This is a genomic window from Pseudomonas sp. TNT3, from assembly GCF_010095445.2.
Taxonomy (GTDB): domain Bacteria; phylum Pseudomonadota; class Gammaproteobacteria; order Pseudomonadales; family Pseudomonadaceae; genus Aquipseudomonas.
On sequence record NZ_WFGV02000034.1, the window covers coordinates 28,843 to 45,391 of the forward strand.

Below are 16,549 nucleotides of genomic sequence, written 5' to 3' on the forward strand. Positions count from 1 at the left end.
GATTCGTTTTACAGCGTGCCGAAAACTTTCTTCGCCAGGCTGGTCGCAGCGGCGGCCGGGTTGTTGCGGATGGTTTCTTCCTGCTTGCCGATCATCTCGAACAAGCCGTTCAGCGCCTGCTCGGTCACGTAGCTCTCGATGTTGGCATTCTTGGCGTCCAGCACACCCAAGGTGGCCGCTTGCCCAGCGAACGAGTTGTACTGTTTGGCCAGGCCAACCTGATCGGTGGCTTGCTTGACGATGGGCAGGAACTTCGCGCGAATCTGCTCGCGGCTGGTTTTGTTGAGGTACTGAGTGGCGGAGTCGTTGCCGCCGCTGAGAATGCCTTTGGCATCTTCAACACTCATTTTTTTCACGGCATCCACCAGAATCGGCTGGGCCTGGGTCACGGCCGTTTCAGCCGCTTTGTTCATGCTGGTTTCCAGCTGATCGACCTGACTGCCCATACCGAACTGTTTCATTTTGCTGGCGACTTTGCCCAGCTTGCCCGGCAGTTCGATTTTGACCTCGGGGTTGTTGCTGAACCCACCGGGCGTGCCAAGTTGTTTGACTGCCACTTGAGCACCTTGCGTCAGGGCATCCTTGAGACCGCCGGTGGCGTCTTTTTGTGACAGGTCACTGAGCGACAGCGCCAGGGCGTTGGTGCAGATCAGCAAACCTGCACACAGACCGGCGAAGCGAAGGGTGGGGCGGAGCATGGCGGCTTCCTTGTACTTGAATAGCGTTAGCGAACGGCGTCGACACGGATTTTCAACGGCTGCGGATCGCTGCCATTCAGTTGCACGGCGTGGTGTTCGGTGGTGATGAAGATCAGCTTGCCATCCACTTCGATGCGGGCACTGACCGAGTAGCGGTGGCCAGGATTGACCTGGACCGGATCGTAGCTGAGATGAAATGGCAGCGGCACCTGACCCTTGACCGGGCCTTTCTGTTCATCGAGGACAAGCGCGGGCGCGTCGGCCAGCGACACGTCCTGCAAGCTCACCGTCAGGGTCGCGTTCGGTGGCAGGGCGATGCGTTGAAGGTAGAAGACTTCGCCATCAAGGCTGGTTTTGGTGGCAGGTGCCATCGACTGACAGGCGCTCAGCAGGGTGGCGGCGGCCAATAGAGTGAGTTTTTTCATCGGGTATCTCCAATCATTGTGGGAGCGAGCAGGCTCACTCCCACACGTTTTCATCAAATCTCGGGTTGTACGGCGATCTGGTCCGCCGCATCTTCACTGCGATGCAACGCCACCTGACGGATCGACAAGCGAATTTCCGCCGGCAGTACACGCTTCGCCGCACCCTCAGCCAATTCGCCCAGCAGCTCGTGATAGCTCAGCTTGCCGGCTTCATCGCGGCGCAAGACGTCCAGGTCCAGCATCGTCTGGATGAAGTGGCGGAACAGGCTCTTGTCGAAGAACTCGGGGGCGTTCAGCCCATGAAGGATCGACAGGCGCTGGGCCATGACCGTGCACAGGTCCTCGAGCTCTTCGGCACTGATGCTGTTCTGGCCGCTGTTGAGCAGCAGGGACACGGTCATGTAAAAGCGCTGCAGGGTCTGGGCGATGCTCTTCGACAGCAAGGTGAGCAGCACGAAATGCCGCGAACTTGGCGCAGGGCGCAGGTACACGTTGTTCTCGAAGCGCAGCAACCCTTGTTCAACGAAGGCCTCGAGCCATTGATCGACCACGGCGTCCAGCTCGTCCAGGGACCAGCGAATGAACAGTTCCGATTGCAGGTACGGATACAGCGCCCGGGTATAGCGCAGGATCTGTTCGCGGCTCATGCGTGACGCGCTCTGGAAGAAACTCGCGAGCAGCGCCGGCAGGGCAAAAATGTGCAGTACGTTGTTGCGGTAATAGGTCATCAGGACTGCATTCTGCTCGTCCAGATACAGAATTTTGCCGAGCGCATCGCTCTGCTCGGACAGCAGGTCCATGTCCTTCACATGTTTGATCAGCGCTCGTCCATCACCTTCCGGCAGGGTGGTGTGCGGCGAATATGGCACTTTGCGCAGCAGCGCCAGATAGAGGTCGAGTACGCGCGCCATGGCGCGATCGTCCAGGGCCAGGCGGGTGGTGGACAGCAAGGCGAGGGCGACCAGATTGACCGGATTGATGGCGGCCGCTTCGTTCAGGTGCTGCGCGACTTTTTCCCCGAGACGGTTGGTGGTTTCGTTGAGCCACGCCGGTTTGAATTGCGGCCCTAATTCCTGTTGGCGCCAGTCTGGCTGTTCGCTGTCGAGGAATTCCGCGAGTTTGATCGGCTCACCGAAGTTCACCGCCACCTGACCAAAGCGCTGCTTGAGGGCGCCGATGACTTTGAAGATGTCGAAGATCGATTCTTTCTTCTTGGTGGCGCCACGCAGTTCGCCCAGGTAAGTCCGGCCTTCCAGTACACGCTCGTAACCGATGTACACCGGAATAAAAACGATCGGCATGCGCGAGGAGCGCAGGAAGCTGCGCAGGGTGATCGCAAGCATCCCGGTTTTCGGTTGCAGCATGCGCCCTGTGCGCGAGCGGCCGCCTTCAACGAAGTACTCAACCGGGAAACCTTTGGTGAACAGCGTGTGCAGGTATTCGTTGAACACCGAGGTGTAGAGCGGGTTGCCCTTGAACGTACGGCGCATGAAAAACGCCCCGCCACGGCGCAAGAGACTGCCAATCACCGGCATGTTCAGGTTGATGCCGGCGGCGATGTGCGGCGGCGTCAGGCCATTGCGGAACAGCAGGTACGACAGCAGCAGGTAGTCGATATGGCTGCGGTGGCAGGGGACATAGATGACCTCGTGGCCCTGGGCGACCTTCTGCACACCTTCGATGTGGTTGACCTTGATTCCGTCGTAGATCTTGTTCCAGAACCAGCTCAACACCACTTCGAGGAAGCGGATCGCGGTGTAGGTGTAGTCCGAGGCAATCTCGTTGCCGTAACGCAGGGCCTGCGCCTTGGCTTTTTCGGGCGAGATGTTTTCGCGCTCGGCTTCGTCGAAGATTGCCTGTTTCACCAGCGGCTGGTTGAGCAAGCCTTTGACCAGGTTGCGACGGTGGGAAATGTCGGGACCGATCACGGCGGCTTTCAGGTTGCGAAAGTGCACCCGCAGGATGCGCTGGGCCATGCGCACGGTGCGTTCGTGGCCTTTGTTGTGATCGATCAGTTCGCGCAGGTGGATAGGCGCGGAGAACTGCACGCGCGTCTTGCGCCCCAACACGATGATGCTCAGCAGGCGACGCAATCGCCCGGTGACCGCCCAGCTGTCCGCGAACAGCAGTTTCCACGGGCTCGACTCACTGTCCGGCGACTGGCCCCAGAACACGCTGACCGGAATGATCTGCGCATCTTCGGCGGCATTCTGGCTCAGTGCGCTGACCAGGCGGGTGAGGGTGGGCGGTGCGCCGCGTTTGTCCTGACGGCCAAGCCAGTCCGGTTCCGGCGTCAGGTAGAAGAACGCCGCAGGTTCCAGCAGGTTGCCCACCGATACGGGCAGCACCGGGCGCGGCAGGCCGGCTTTGGTGCATTCGGTATCGACCACGGCAAGGTCGGTCAGCGAAGGGTTTTGCAGGACGTAGAACACCGGACGACTGCGGTCGAGGTTGAGGGTAAAGGACGACTGGTTGATCGTCTCCGAGCGAACCCAGAGGTACAGCAGTCGGCGCAAGGTGCCAAACACAAGACGACGGAACGGGGAGCGGGTCATACGGCTTCTGCATGAGTGAATAAAACCGAGCAGGTGCTCGGGCGGTGGATAGTGTGCCGGATTCATCGAAAATCGGCAAAAAAGCGGCTAAGTAAACTTGAGTTGAGAGTTTTTGCGTCTGTCATATACTCGCCCGCTCAACAATAAAAAGAAGGGGTACTGAGTTATGGCTGCGCGCGAGACCGGCAATGTGAAGTGGTTCAATGACGCCAAGGGCTACGGCTTTATTCAGCGCGAAGACGGGGTGGACGTGTTCGTGCACTACCGCGCGATCCGCGGCGAAGGTCACCGTTCGCTGGCTGAAGGTCAGCAGGTTGAATATGCGGTGGTGACGGGGGAGAAGGGGTTGCAGGCTGAGGATGTGGTGGGGCTGTAAACACGACCGCCCGGATCACACAAACCCACTGTGGGAGCGGGCTGTGGCGAGGGGATTTATCCCCGTTGGACTGCGAAGCAGGCCTCATGTTTTGAGGCGGCTGCGCCACCCAACGGGGCAACGGGGCGGTGCGACGTTTCGCTGATCCCCTCGCCACGCCCCCTCCCACAATGATCTCCTTTTGGCATGTCATCAGGGTATGCCAATAGTGCGGTGTTGAAGCGCTTAAACAGTTTTCCAGGTGATCTCTTCTTCACCATCGGCACTGATGCGCATCCAGCGATCTGCGGTTTCCTCGCCTTCTTCCTCGACCCAGGTACCCGGAGCGCAACGTACTTCGACGTTCAGCGCGGCGAACGCAGCGCGGGCGCAGGCGATGTCGTCTTCCCACGGGGTCTGGTCACTTTCCAGGTACAGACTGTTCCATTTTCCGACGGCTTTCGGCAGCCAGGTGACGGGCACATTGCCTGCCTTGCACTTGTAGGTCTGGCCTTTCTGTACCCAGTCGGTGCACGGGCCCAGCGCGGCGCCGAGCCAGGCTGCGATGGCCTTGTAGTCGACGTCAGCGTCTTTCAGGTAAATCTCGATATCGGGTTGGCGCATGGATGTCCTCACTGCGGGTCTGAAAAATCCATTCGCGGATTTAGCCGGCCTCAAGCCATTGCTCAAGACCAAAAATTAAAGGTTATTGCAGCACGAAATAATCGTAGCGCATGGAAACAGTGACTTCGAACGGCTCGACCTGATCGATGACGGCCGCTCGACGCTCAGCGCTGGCGCGCCAGCCGTGAGGTGTCATCGCCAACAGGTTCGCCCGGTCCTGACCCTTTTCCAGGGTCAGTTTGAATTCCAGGGTTTCACTGTGCTGCAGCGCCATGCCTTCCGGCACCAGCGCGAGGTGCTTGTCGTCGGTGTATTCACGGACTTCGTCGTACAGCCGCTCGCGTAATTCCATCAGATGCCCGCTGGTCGGTCCGACTTTCATCAACCCGCCACCCTGGCTCAGCAAACGCTTGGCTTCTTCCCAGTCCAGAGGACTGAAAACGCTGGCGAGAAACTGGCAACTGCCTGAAGCCAACGGTACGCGGGCCATGCTGGCGATCAACCAGGTCAACTGCGGGTTACGTTTGCAGGCGCGTTTGACCGCTTCACGGGAAATATCCAGCGCGTAGCCGTCAGCATTCGGCAAGGCCTGGGCGATTTGCGCGGTGTAGTAACCCTCGCCACAACCAATGTCCAGCCAGCGCTGCGGCGCGTACTGCGCCGCCAACTCCGCCAGACGCTTGGCCACCGGCGCGTAATGGCCGGCGTTGAGGAAATCGCGCCGGGCTTCGACCATCGCCAGGTTATCCCCAGGGTCGCGGCTGTTCTTGTGCTGCACCGGCAGCAGGTTCAGGTAACCCTGCCGCGCGCGGTCGAAACGATGGCCGGCGGGGCACGCCACGCCGTTGTCCACCGCATTCAGCGGTTCGCTGCAGATCGGGCAGGCCAGCATCAAGCGAGCAACTTGATCAGGGTCTGGTAGTAGATTTCGGTCAATACGTCGAGATCGGCGGCAAGTACGCGCTCGTTGACCTGGTGAATCGTGGCGTTGACCGGACCCAGTTCGACGACTTGCGTGCCCATGGTCGCAATGAAACGACCGTCAGACGTACCGCCGCTGGTGGACGCTTTGGTCTCGCGACCGGTGACGTCCTTGATGCTCGACGCCACGGCATCCAACAGCGCACCCGGCTCGGTCAGGAACGGCAGACCGGAGAGCGCCCAATCGACGTGCCAGTCCAGGCCGTGCTTGTCGAGGATGTCGGCGACGCGTTTCTGCAGGCCTTCAACGGTCGACTCGGTCGAGAAACGGAAGTTGAACACCGCCACCAGATCACCCGGAATCACGTTGGTGGCGCCCGTGCCGGAATTCACGTTGGAAATCTGGAAGCTGGTCGGCGGGAAGAAATCGTTGCCGTGGTCCCAATGCTCGGCGGCCAGTTCAGCCAGGGCCGGGGCGGCGAGGTGAATCGGATTTTTCGCCAGGTGCGGGTAGGCCACGTGACCTTGCACACCGCGTACGGTCAATTTGGCACCGAGGGAGCCGCGACGACCGTTCTTGACCACGTCACCGACCAGCGTGGTGCTCGACGGTTCGCCGACGATGCACCAGTCCAGACGCTCGTTGCGCGCAGCGAGGCGTTCGACCACGGCTTTGGTGCCGTGGTGCGCCGGGCCTTCTTCGTCGCTGGTGATGAGGAAAGCCACGGACCCTTTATGGTCCGGGTAGTCGGTGACGAAACGCTCGGCCGCCACGGTCATGGCCGCAAGGCTGCCTTTCATGTCCGCCGCGCCTCGGCCACAGAGCATGCCGTGCTCGTCGATCAGTGCGTTGAACGGGTCGATCTGCCAGGCCTGCACCGGGCCGGTCGGCACGACGTCGGTGTGACCGGCGAAGCACAGCACCGGGCCGTCATGTTTACCGTGAGTCGCCCAGAAGTTATCCACATCCTCGATGCGCATCGGTTCCAGCTTGAAACCGGCGTCGCCCAGGCGCTGCATCATCTGCTTCTGGCAATCGGCGTCGACCGGCGTCACGGACGGACGACGGATCAGGTCGATGGCGAGTTGAAGGGTCGGCGAAAGGTCGGCGTGGGCCGTCATGAAAAACTCCGAGGTGTGCACGGTAAACCTGTAGGAGCTGCCGCAGGCTGCGATCTTTTGATTTTGCTTTTTGAAAAACCAGATCAAAAGATCGCAGCCTGCGGCAGCTCCTACAGTGGAAAAGGGCGATCATTCTAAAGCAAAACGGCGGCCCGAAGGCCGCCGTTTGACGTTATCCAATAAAGGATTACGCCGTTGCCGGCTCAGGCTCCGCCGCCGGTTTCGGCAGCGAAGACAGGAACGCCATGATCAGCGCCGCCAGATACGGCAGCGACTGCACCAGCAACATGGTCACCCAGAAGCGCATGTCGTTGCTCGGCAAGCCGTTCACCAGGAAGATTCCCAGCGCAGCGCCCCACAGCAGCATCATGATGAACACTTCTTCACGCGCCTCGGAAATCGCGACCCAAAAGCCATGATTGTCGGCGTTTTTCGGTGTGCGGAAGAACGGAATGCTGCTGGTGAAGAAACCGTACAGCACCGCTTTGGCGATGGTGTGCGACAACGCCAGCCCAGCCAGGGCTGCACAGAACGCATCCTTGAGGTTGACCCCGACCGCGCGACGGTACAGGAAGATGATCTTGCCAACCTTGAACACGAACAGCGCCAAGGGCGGGATCGCGAAAATCAGCAACGGTGGATCGACGCGCTGCGGCACGATAATCATCGCCGCGGACCACAAAAGGGCGCCCACGGTGAAGAAGATGTTCATGCCGTCGGCGACCCACGGCAACCAGCCCGCGAGGAAGTGATAACGCTGGCCGCGGGTCAGTTCGGTGTCCTTGCCGCGCAACAGACTGGCGGTGTGACGGTTGATGATCTGAATCGCGCCATAGGCCCAGCGGAAACGCTGTTTCTTGAAGTCGATAAAGGTATCGGGCATCAGCCCCTTGCCGTAGCTGGTGTGGTAATACGCCGCTGACAGGCCTTTCTCGAACACCCGCAGACCGAGCTCGGCGTCTTCACAGATGCACCAATCGGCCCAGCCCAATTCCTCCAGCACCGAGCGCCGGGTCATGGTCATGGTCCCGTGCTGGATGATCGCGTCACGGTCGTTGCGGGTGACCATGCCGATATGGAAGAAGCCTTTATATTCCGCGTAGCAGAGCTTTTTGAACGTGCTTTCGTTCTGGTCGCGATAATCCTGTGGCGATTGCACCACGGCGATTTTCGGGTCGGCGAAGTGCGGCACCATGTGCTTGAGCCAGTTCGGGTCTACGCAGTAGTCCGAGTCGATCACCGCAATCACTTCAGCATCTTTGGCGGTATGCGGGATCAGGTAATTCAGCGCGCCACCCTTGAAACCGGCCAGCGGGGCGACGTGGAAGAACTTGAAGCGCGGGCCGAGGGTTTCGCAGTAGGCCTGCACCGGTTCCCAGACCGCCGGATCCTTGGTGTTGTTGTCGATGATCAGGACTTCGAAATCCGGATAGTCGAGATTGGCCAGGGCGTTGAGGGTCTGTTTGACCATCTCCGGCGGCTCGTTGTAGCAAGGCACGTGAATCGAGACTTTGGGTCTGTAATCCGAATCCCCCACTACGGGCAGGAATTCTCTTCGACGCTTGTGCGTCCAGACCGCTTCGGCCAGTTCGTGGGCCTCGGTCAGCAGCACGATAAACACACCGAGCGCACCGAGGGCGAGCAGGAACCCCACCGTCAGGCTGAACCAGGTGCTGTATTGCTGGCTGTAGTCGTAACCGATCCATACCAGCACCGAACCGCACAGGAACGCAATGAAGGTCAGGAAGGTGCGGCCCCGTTGGCGCAGGGCCGAACCGTCGATCATCAACAAGGTCAGCGAGAGCAAGGCCAGGACTGCAGAACCGATCGCCAGCACACGCCATTGCGGGATCGCTACCACCGGGCCTTCGAAGTTGAATTTCTGTTGGCGTGCGGCGTTGAACACGCCCCAGTACGCGCCTACCGAACCTTCGTCACTGGCTTTCCACGGCTGGTCGAAGGCTTCGATCACGAAGTAGTTGAAGCCTTGGCGGTTGAGTTTGTTAACCAGGGTGCGCAGGTAAATCGCCTGATCCGCCGGGCTGGCGTCGGTGCCGCCGCGCATACGTCCGTTGCTCGGCCAGCCAACCTCCGATAGCAGCAGCGGTTTTTTCGGGAACATCTTCTTCAGGTCGCGAGCGCGATCGAGGACGAACTGGCCGGCTTTGTCCACCGGGATGAACTCCCAGTACGGCAGGACGTGGGCAGCAATCAGGTCAACGTGCTTGGCCAGTTCAGGGTGTTCTTCCCAGACGTGCCATTGCTCGGAGGTGGTCACCGGGACTTTTACGGCCGCGCGGACGCGGTCCAGAATTACGCTCAGTTCCGCGGCGGTAATTTCCTTACGAAAGATCGCCTCGTTGCCTACAACCACACGAACCACACTGCGGGAGGTGTTGGCGATTTCGATGGCACGCAGGATTTCTCGTTCATTGCGTTCCTCGTCCGGGCTGATCCAGATCCCTAGCGTCACGCGCAGGCCGAACTCTTCCGCCAGCTTGGGGATATCACCCAATGTGCCGTCTACCGAGTAAGTCCGGATGTTGTCCGTCAGCTTGCTCATGATCTCCAGATCGCGACGCATTTCCTCGTCGGTCGGGTACTGGTCTTTTTGTGGGTACTGGCCTTGCTGAAACGGCGAGTAGGAAAAGCCGGAGATCTGTTCAGGCCAGTTAGGGGCAGTGACCGGGCGATTGATCAGTGCCCAGAAGCCGGTAAACAAGGCTGCGATGGCGAGCACCACGACCAGGTTGAGTCCAAATTTACGCGATGACATGGCTATTTCAGGTTCCAAAATGGCTGTGGAACGAAGGTTTTGGCGGTGACGGGGCTGCCTAAGAGCAGGGGCGCGCATCCTACACCGGGCGTTCACTGACCGTACAGCGAACAGGGAAATGCCTGACTTTTGGCACTGCACTTTCACATAAGTTCTTACACTTGTAGCCTTAAGCTTAAAACTTGTCGCTGCGAAGCCCTATAATGCGCGCCGGTTTTTGGGGTAATGGTCATGAGTACAGAAGATCCGCGTTTTGCAGGCATCGCCCGTTTGTATGGCATCGAAGGTCTCGCACGTCTGCGCGCGGCGCATGTGGCGATCGTCGGCGTCGGCGGCGTCGGTTCCTGGGCGGCGGAAGCCATCGCGCGGTGTGGTGTGGGCGAGATTTCCCTTTTTGACCTGGACGATGTCTGTGTCAGCAACGCCAACCGGCAGCTGCATGCGCTGGACAGCACCGTGGGCAAACCCAAGGTCGAGGTCATGGCTGAGCGTCTGCGCGGCATAAACCCCGAGTGCACCGTGCATGCGGTGGCGGACTTCGTGACCCGGGAAACCATGGCCGAATACATCACGCCGAACATCGATTGCGTGATCGACTGCATCGACAGCGTGAATGCCAAGGCGGCGTTGATCGCCTGGTGCAAGCGTCGCAAGATCCAGATCATCACGACCGGTGGAGCGGGTGGGCAAATTGATCCGACGCTGATTCAAGTCTGCGACTTGAACCGCACATTCAATGACCCGCTGGCTTCGAAAGTGCGTTCAACGCTACGCCGCGATTACAACTTCTCCCGCACCGTGACCCGCCACTACAGCGTGCCGTGCGTGTTCTCGACCGAGCAACTGCGCTACCCGAAACCGGATGGCAGCATTTGCCTGCAGAAGAGTTTCGTCGGGGATGGCGTGAAGCTGGACTGCGCGGGCGGGTTTGGCGCGGTGATGATGGTGACGGCGACGTTCGGCATGGTCGCGGCGACCAAGGCTGTGGACAAGATTGTGGCAGGGGTGCGGCGGCCGGCGGATCGGGTTAAGCCTCAAGCCTGACATCGAGTTCCATACGCTCAGCCGTGTAGCAGCTGTCGAGGCACGAGGCTGCGTTGCGTGTCCGCAGGACTGCCCTCGGGGCCGCTGCGCAGCCCAACGCAGCCTCGTGCCTCGGCAGCTGCTACATACCTGGCAGCGATCGGGCCTACAGGGTTGCAGCAAGTTCATTCATTCGCTGCAGTACGGCATTGAGGCCGTTACTTCGAGACGGGGAGAGTTGCCGGCTCAACCCCAACTGATTGAACCACTCTGGTAAATCCACCTGCTGCAGCTCTGCCGCCGACAAACCATTGACCCGAGCCAGCAACAACGCCACCAACCCGCGAATCAATCGCGCATCGCTGCTCGCCGCAAACTGCCAGTGCCCGTCGACGAGCGTAGCTACCAGCCACACCTGGCTTTCACAGCCATGCACCCGATTAGCGTCAACCGTGTCTGCATCGCTCAGTGCGGGCAGGCGGTCGCCCCATTGCATCAGCAGTCGCGCGCGTTGTTCCCAGCCAGCCGCATTCTGAAAAGTGTCCAGCGCAGTAACCGCATCAGCAGGCAAACTCATCGCAGCATCTCCAGCGCCTGATCCAGCGCCTCAAAGAAGCGTTCCAGGTCTTCGGAATCGTTGTACAGCGCCAACGACACCCTGATCGCTCCGGCCAGTTCAAAGCTTTTCAACAAAGGCATGGCGCAGTGATGGCCTGCGCGTACGGCGATGCCTTGCTCTGTCAGCAGATGGGCCACATCGGAGTTATGCACGCCTTCGACGACAAAACTGACCAGTGCCAGCTGCGGTTTACCCAACAGGCGAATGCCGTTGCGTGCCTCAAGGCCCTTGAGCAGATACTCATGCAGCGCCGCTTCGTGGGCGGATACCGCGTCTTGATCGAGCCCGGCAAGATAATCCAGCGTCGCGCCCAGGCCAATCACGCTGGCAATCGGTGGTGTGCCCGCTTCAAAACCCAGCGGCGCCGAGCGGAAGCGGGCGTCGTGGTAATTGGCGTCCAGCACCATTTCACCGCCGAACTGCCAGGGCCGCAGCTGTTCAAGGGCTTCAGTGCGCCCGAACAGCACACCCAGGCCATCGGGTCCGTAGAGCTTGTGGCTGGAAAACACATAGAAATCGTAGCCCAGCGCCTGCACGTCATGGCGACCATGCACCACGCCTTGGGCACCGTCGACCACGGTCAGCGCATTGTGCGCCTTGGCCATGGCCAGCAACGAGGTCAACGGTTGCCAGGCGCCGAGCACATTGGACAGCTGACTGACTGCCAGCAAGCGGGTGCGTGGGTTGATCAGCTGTGCGGCGGCTGCAAGGTCAATCAAACCGTCGGCATCCAGCGGCAAGACCACCAGTTTCAGTTCACGACGCAGGGCGAGTTGCTGCCACGGCAGCAGATTGGCGTGATGCTCCAGGGCGCTGATGACAATCTCATCGCCCGGTCGGAATAAATGTTCGAGGCCATAGGCCAGGAGGTTCAGCGCAGACGTTGCGCCGTGGGTGAAAATGATTTGCCCGCATTCGCCGACATTCAGCCATTGGGCGACTTTACTACGGCTGTCCTCGAACGCCTGGGTGGCGTGGGCGCCGGGCAGGTGTTGCGCCCGATGCACGTTGGCCGCGCCATTGGCGTAGTAATGCGCCAGAGCATCCAGCAGTGCTTGAGGTTTTTGGGTGGTGGCGGCGTTGTCCAGATAGGTCTGGTCTTGCCGTTGCAGCGCAGCGATGGCCGGAAAGTCGGCGCGCCAGGGAGAGGGAATCATCATGTTGTTCGGGCCCTGCTAAACATGGGCGGGGTGTACACCGGACCTTGGGGGAGTGAGGTTGCGTGGCGAGGGAGCTTGCTCCCGCTGGGCCGCGAAGCGGCCCCAAAAGTTTTGCGACTGCTTCGCAGCCGAGCGGGAGCAAGCTCCCTCGCCACACAAGCTCGCTACCACAGGTGCCTTCGGCGCTTAGTTGTGAGCGTGCAACGCTTCGTTCAGTTCGATCGCCGATTTGTGGGTTTTGCACTCCACGGCACCGGTTTCCGAATTGCGGCGGAACAGCAGGTCCGGCTGACCAGCCAATTCGCGGGCCTTGACGACTTTGACCAACTGGTTGTTCTCGTCCAGCAGCGCGACTTTGGTGCCAGCGGTGACGTACAGGCCCGATTCAACGGTGTTGCGGTCGCCCAGCGGGATACCGATACCGGCATTGGCGCCGATCAGGCAGCCTTCGCCGACCTTGATCACAATGTTGCCGCCGCCCGACAAGGTACCCATGGTCGAGCAACCGCCACCCAGGTCCGAACCCTTGCCGACGAAAACGCCAGCCGACACGCGGCCTTCGATCATGCCCGGGCCTTCGGTGCCTGCGTTGAAGTTGACGAAACCTTCGTGCATCACGGTCGTGCCTTCACCGACATAAGCGCCCAGACGAATACGGGCGGCATCAGCGATACGCACGCCGGCCGGAACCACGTAATCGGTCATTTTCGGGAATTTATCCACCGAGAACACTTCGAGCAGTTCGCCGCGCAGACGCGCTTCAAGTTGGTGCTCGGCCAGTTCGCTCAGGTCGATCGCACCCTGGCTGGTCCAGGCCACGTTCGGCAGCAACGGGAACACGCCGGCCAGGTTCAGGCCGTGTGGCTTGACCAGGCGATGGGACAGCAGGTGGAGTTTGAGGTAAGCCTCAGGCGTCGAGGTCAGTTGCGCATCGTCGGCCAGCAGGGTGGCAACCAGCGGTTTGTGGCTTTCGGCCAGGCGGGTCAGCAGTGCGGCCTGGGTCGCGTCGACCCCTTTGGCGGCTTCAGCCAGTTGCGAGGCCTGGGCGGTGGTGAACGTGATGGCCTGGTTGCCTGCGGTGTAACCCAGAATTGGCGCAATGGCGGCAACCAGTTCGGCGGACGGATTGAGCAGTGGCTGCGCGTAAAACACTTCCAGCCATGCGCCTTGACGGTTTTGAGTGCCGACACCAAAGGCCAGGCTGAACAGGGTAGTGGACATGTGAATACCTCTAACAAAATTGAACGGGCTGGCTTACTTGAGCGCTGCCGCGTAGATATCTGGCTTGAAGCCAATCAGGGTACGGTCACCGAGATCGAGCACCGGGCGCTTGATCATCGAAGGTTGTGCGAGCATCAGTTCGATGGCTTTCGCCTGGTCGAGATCGGCTTTGCGTTCGTCGTCGAGTTTGCGAAAGGTCGTGCCTGCACGGTTCAACACCACTTGCCAGCCGTGCTCATCACACCACTGGGTCAGGTGTTCACGGTCGATACCGGCCGTTTTGTAATCATGGAAGTCATAGCTGACAGCGTGTTCATCGAGCCAGGTGCGCGCCTTTTTCATGGTGTCGCAGGCTTTGATGCCGAAAAGGTGCAACGTTTTACTTGAAACGGTCAAGGAATTGCCCCCTTTACAGGTGCTGGAAAAAAAAGGTGAAGGATTATGCCATGACCCTTCAGTTAATACCCAAAACCCTGTGGGAGTGAGATTGCTCGCGGTGGCGATGTAACCGTCCAACATCGATATTGACTGACCCATCGCGATCGCGAGCAAGCTCGCTCGTACAGGGATATCAGACAGGCTGATACTCGCGATGCGACATTGGTACAACGGCCAGCCGCCAGTCTAAGCGGCTAATATGGCACTTCAATGCTGTCGAATGTCCGGGAACCCCGTTTTATGCAAACCGCCTATACCGTCCTGATTCTGCTGATGCTGGTGAGCGTTTCACGCCTGGTGGGGCGAGTCATCCCGCTGCCGTTACCGCTGGTGCAAATTGGCGCTGGAGCCCTGCTGGCCTGGCCGACACTGGGTTTGCATGTGGCGCTGGATCCTGAATTGTTTCTATTTTTGTTTTTGCCGCCGCTGCTGTTCTCGGACGGCTGGCGCATGCCCAAGCGTGAACTGTGGCGGCTGCGCGGGCCGATTCTGATGCTGGCCGTGGGACTGGTGCTGTTTACCGTCGTGGGCGCCGGATATTTCATTCATTGGCTGTTGCCGAGCATTCCGCTGCCGGTGGCATTCGCATTGGCGGCGGTGCTGTCACCGACAGATGCCGTGGCGGTGTCGGCGATTTCCCGTAATCGCCTGCCAACGCCGTTGATGCACATGCTGCAGGGTGAAGCGCTGATGAACGACGCCTCGGGTCTGGTGACGTTCAAGTTTGCCCTGGTCGCAGCAGTGACCGGCGTTTTCTCGTTGGCCAATGCAAGCCTGACGTTTGTGCTGGTGGCGATCGGTGGGCTGGCCGTCGGCGTGGCGCTAAGTTGGCTGGTGGGGCGTTTGCGGTCCTGGATGATTGCTCGCGGCTGGGACGACCCCGCAACGCATGTGGTGTTCATGTTGTTGCTGCCGTTTGCGGCTTACGTACTTGCTGAACGACTGGGGGCGTCGGGCATCCTGTCGGCCGTCGCGGCAGGGATGATGCAGAGCTGGCTCGACCTGTTGCCTCGGCAGACCAGTACTAGGCTGCTTAATCGTAGTGTCTGGTCATTACTGGAGTTCGCGTTCAACGGCTTGATCTTTTTGCTGTTGGGCTTGCAGTTGCCAGACATCATCAAGGCGGTGGCCAGCCATGAGACATCGTTGTGGCCAACCTTGCTTTATCGCTGCCTGGACGTCGTGGCGATATTTCTGGTGCTGCTGGTGTTGCGGTTTGTCTGGGTGCAGAGCACGTGGCGCTTTTCCGGACTGCTGCGTCGGTGGCGCGGTAAGGATGAAATGACCCAAGTGCCTACCGCCCGATCCTGCTGGTTGCTGACCGTTGGCGGAGTAAGAGGGGCGGTGACACTGGCGGGTGTGCTGTCGGTGCCAATGTTGATGGGGGGAGAGGCTTTTCCTGAGCGTGATTTGCTGATTTTCATCGCTGCCGGGGTGATTTTGCTGTCGTTGGTTGCCGCCTGCATCGCGTTGCCGCTTTTGCTGCGGGGCATTGAAGTCAGCCCTGACGACAAACGGCGCAGTGAAGTGCGTGACGCGTGGCGCAAAACGGCTGAAGCCGCGATTCAGGCGCTCGAGTCAGAGGAGGTCAATCCCCAGGATGCTGCCGAAACAGCGTTGGCGGCTGAATTGAGGGCGCGGATCATGTCCGAGTACCGGCATCAATTGGACGTGTTCAACGATTCGGCAGAAGCTCAGGCACTAGCATTCCAGATGGATTTGCTGGAGCGACGCATGAGATTGAAGGCGCTGCGAGCGCAGCGCCTGGAGTTGTACAAACTCAGCCGTCACCACCAGATTGGTGATGATGTATTGCGTGAGGTGCTTGGGGAACTGGATCTGAGTGAAGCAAACTTGGGGCAAATTAAATAATGAACTGGTTAGAGGCGGGGATATATCGTTCTTATATTGATCTTGTCTTGTTCGCTGATTACCAGATTGTTACCTACTTGCCAGTCTCCGTAGGTGAGTTCGTTCGGAATGCTGTAGTGCATGATCGAATGTTTATCGTAGGTTCCTGTGTGAGTGCGCGGGTCTTTGCTGACGTTGAATAGATTGATATCGACGTCTGTTTTGCTCCAGCCCTGAGTATCGCGGTAGTAGTCATAGACCTTTTCCTTGTTCCAGGGAATTCTGGCATGGGGGTGCAGATGTTCGTGCTCCAAACCCAGTACGTGACCAAACTCATGCAGTAATGTGCGCTCAAAAGACCAATGGTCCGGTTTCGATGCGACGAGCAGAGTGGGTTGATCGGGAGGTGCTATCAAGGCATCAGTACCCAGGTAGGATTCATTGTGCTTTCCACTCAGGTAAAGCCGGATGTCGGCTGGGCGATTCTTTACAAAATCGACCGCGAGGCTGTGGTGTGGGTCCCACTGTCTGATGATTCTTTCTACTCGATATTCCAGTTCGTCAGGTAGCGTTTCCATGAAGGAAACGGTCAGGGTTCGGCCATTGTCCCAAAACTTGCTGTAGGTGCCGACAGCGCGTTTGCTTCGCTTGCCGGGTGACGTGGGTTCGGCATTGTTGGGCGTTTCTTTTATCGCCATGTCATATGACGCTAGTGTACTAAGGGGTTGTATTAATTTAACGAACTGTTCGCTGTGCATAAG

The 16,549-nt window shown here is 59.4% G+C and carries 15 protein-coding genes; 3 read left to right on the forward strand and 12 right to left on the reverse strand.

Annotation, left to right across the window (positions count from 1 at the left end; translation table 11 throughout):
* Nucleotides 1–8: 8 nt before the first annotated feature.
* The 3 genes from GBC55_RS19415 to plsB are packed head-to-tail and all read right to left on the reverse strand — an operon-like array spanning nt 9 to nt 3,678.
* Complete coding sequence (locus GBC55_RS19415) at nt 9–698, reverse strand: DUF4197 domain-containing protein (protein ID WP_162440124.1); 690 nt, start codon at nt 696–698, stop codon at nt 9–11.
* Between the two features lie 26 nt (nt 699–724).
* The gene (locus GBC55_RS19420) at nt 725–1,123 is read right to left on the reverse strand and encodes a YbaY family lipoprotein (RefSeq protein ID WP_162440125.1); all 399 of its coding nucleotides are present in this window, start codon (nt 1,121–1,123) and stop codon (nt 725–727) included.
* Nucleotides 1,124–1,176: 53 nt separating this feature from the next.
* Nucleotides 1,177–3,678: a glycerol-3-phosphate 1-O-acyltransferase PlsB gene (gene plsB / locus GBC55_RS19425; RefSeq protein WP_162440126.1), complete on the reverse strand. Its 2,502-nt coding sequence runs from the start codon at nt 3,676–3,678 to the stop codon at nt 1,177–1,179.
* Nucleotides 3,679–3,844: 166 nt separating this feature from the next.
* On the opposite strand from plsB, the gene GBC55_RS19430 reads away from it, so the two are divergent.
* Nucleotides 3,845–4,054, forward strand: a complete 210-nt coding sequence (locus GBC55_RS19430; RefSeq protein ID WP_150687717.1) for a cold-shock protein — start codon at nt 3,845–3,847, stop codon at nt 4,052–4,054.
* 225 nt (nt 4,055–4,279) lie between these two features.
* Here the strand turns inward: GBC55_RS19430 and GBC55_RS19435 are convergent, their stop codons facing one another.
* From GBC55_RS19435 to GBC55_RS19450, 4 genes are all read right to left on the reverse strand, one after another.
* Nucleotides 4,280–4,657: a hypothetical protein gene (locus GBC55_RS19435; protein WP_162440127.1), complete on the reverse strand. Its 378-nt coding sequence runs from the start codon at nt 4,655–4,657 to the stop codon at nt 4,280–4,282.
* 82 nt (nt 4,658–4,739) lie between these two features.
* Entirely contained in the window at nt 4,740–5,549 is an 810-nt protein-coding gene (locus GBC55_RS19440; RefSeq protein ID WP_162440128.1) for a putative RNA methyltransferase, read from the reverse strand.
* Complete coding sequence (gene dapE / locus GBC55_RS19445; protein ID WP_162440129.1) at nt 5,549–6,700, reverse strand: succinyl-diaminopimelate desuccinylase; 1,152 nt, start codon at nt 6,698–6,700, stop codon at nt 5,549–5,551. Before dapE ends, GBC55_RS19440 begins: the two co-directional genes overlap by 1 nt.
* Before the next feature lie 187 nt (nt 6,701–6,887).
* A complete protein-coding gene (locus GBC55_RS19450; protein WP_162440130.1) occupies nt 6,888–9,476 on the reverse strand; it encodes a glycosyltransferase in 2,589 nt (862 codons plus the stop codon).
* Nucleotides 9,477–9,701: 225 nt separating this feature from the next.
* Between GBC55_RS19450 and tcdA the strand changes: the two genes are divergently transcribed.
* Nucleotides 9,702–10,520 carry a tRNA cyclic N6-threonylcarbamoyladenosine(37) synthase TcdA gene (gene tcdA / locus GBC55_RS19455; protein WP_162440131.1) on the forward strand — a complete coding sequence of 273 codons (819 nt, stop codon included), beginning with the start codon at nt 9,702–9,704 and terminating at the stop codon, nt 10,518–10,520.
* A 145-nt stretch (nt 10,521–10,665) separates the two neighbouring features.
* On the opposite strand, the gene GBC55_RS19460 is transcribed toward tcdA, so the two are convergent.
* The 4 genes from GBC55_RS19460 to GBC55_RS19475 all read right to left on the reverse strand — a co-directional run bounded on the left by GBC55_RS19460 (nt 10,666) and on the right by GBC55_RS19475 (nt 13,895).
* Nucleotides 10,666–11,076 carry a SufE family protein gene (locus GBC55_RS19460; RefSeq protein ID WP_162440132.1) on the reverse strand — a complete coding sequence of 137 codons (411 nt, stop codon included), beginning with the start codon at nt 11,074–11,076 and terminating at the stop codon, nt 10,666–10,668.
* Complete coding sequence (locus tag GBC55_RS19465; RefSeq protein ID WP_162440133.1) at nt 11,073–12,278, reverse strand: cysteine desulfurase; 1,206 nt, start codon at nt 12,276–12,278, stop codon at nt 11,073–11,075. The genes GBC55_RS19460 and GBC55_RS19465 overlap by 4 nt, the downstream gene beginning before the upstream one ends.
* A gap of 186 nt (nt 12,279–12,464) precedes the next feature.
* Nucleotides 12,465–13,499: a 2,3,4,5-tetrahydropyridine-2,6-dicarboxylate N-succinyltransferase gene (dapD, locus tag GBC55_RS19470; protein WP_162440134.1), complete on the reverse strand. Its 1,035-nt coding sequence runs from the start codon at nt 13,497–13,499 to the stop codon at nt 12,465–12,467.
* Between the two features lie 33 nt (nt 13,500–13,532).
* Entirely contained in the window at nt 13,533–13,895 is a 363-nt protein-coding gene (locus GBC55_RS19475; protein WP_010462846.1) for an ArsC family reductase, read from the reverse strand.
* 282 nt (nt 13,896–14,177) lie between these two features.
* On the opposite strand from GBC55_RS19475, the gene GBC55_RS19480 reads away from it, so the two are divergent.
* Entirely contained in the window at nt 14,178–15,809 is a 1,632-nt protein-coding gene (locus GBC55_RS19480) for a Na+/H+ antiporter (protein WP_162440135.1), read from the forward strand.
* Nucleotides 15,810–15,817: 8 nt separating this feature from the next.
* On the opposite strand, the gene GBC55_RS19485 is transcribed toward GBC55_RS19480, so the two are convergent.
* Nucleotides 15,818–16,546 (reverse strand): peptidase M12, encoded by a 729-nt coding sequence (locus GBC55_RS19485; protein ID WP_162440136.1) that lies wholly within the window; start codon nt 16,544–16,546, stop codon nt 15,818–15,820.
* Nucleotides 16,547–16,549: the final 3 nt, after the last annotated feature.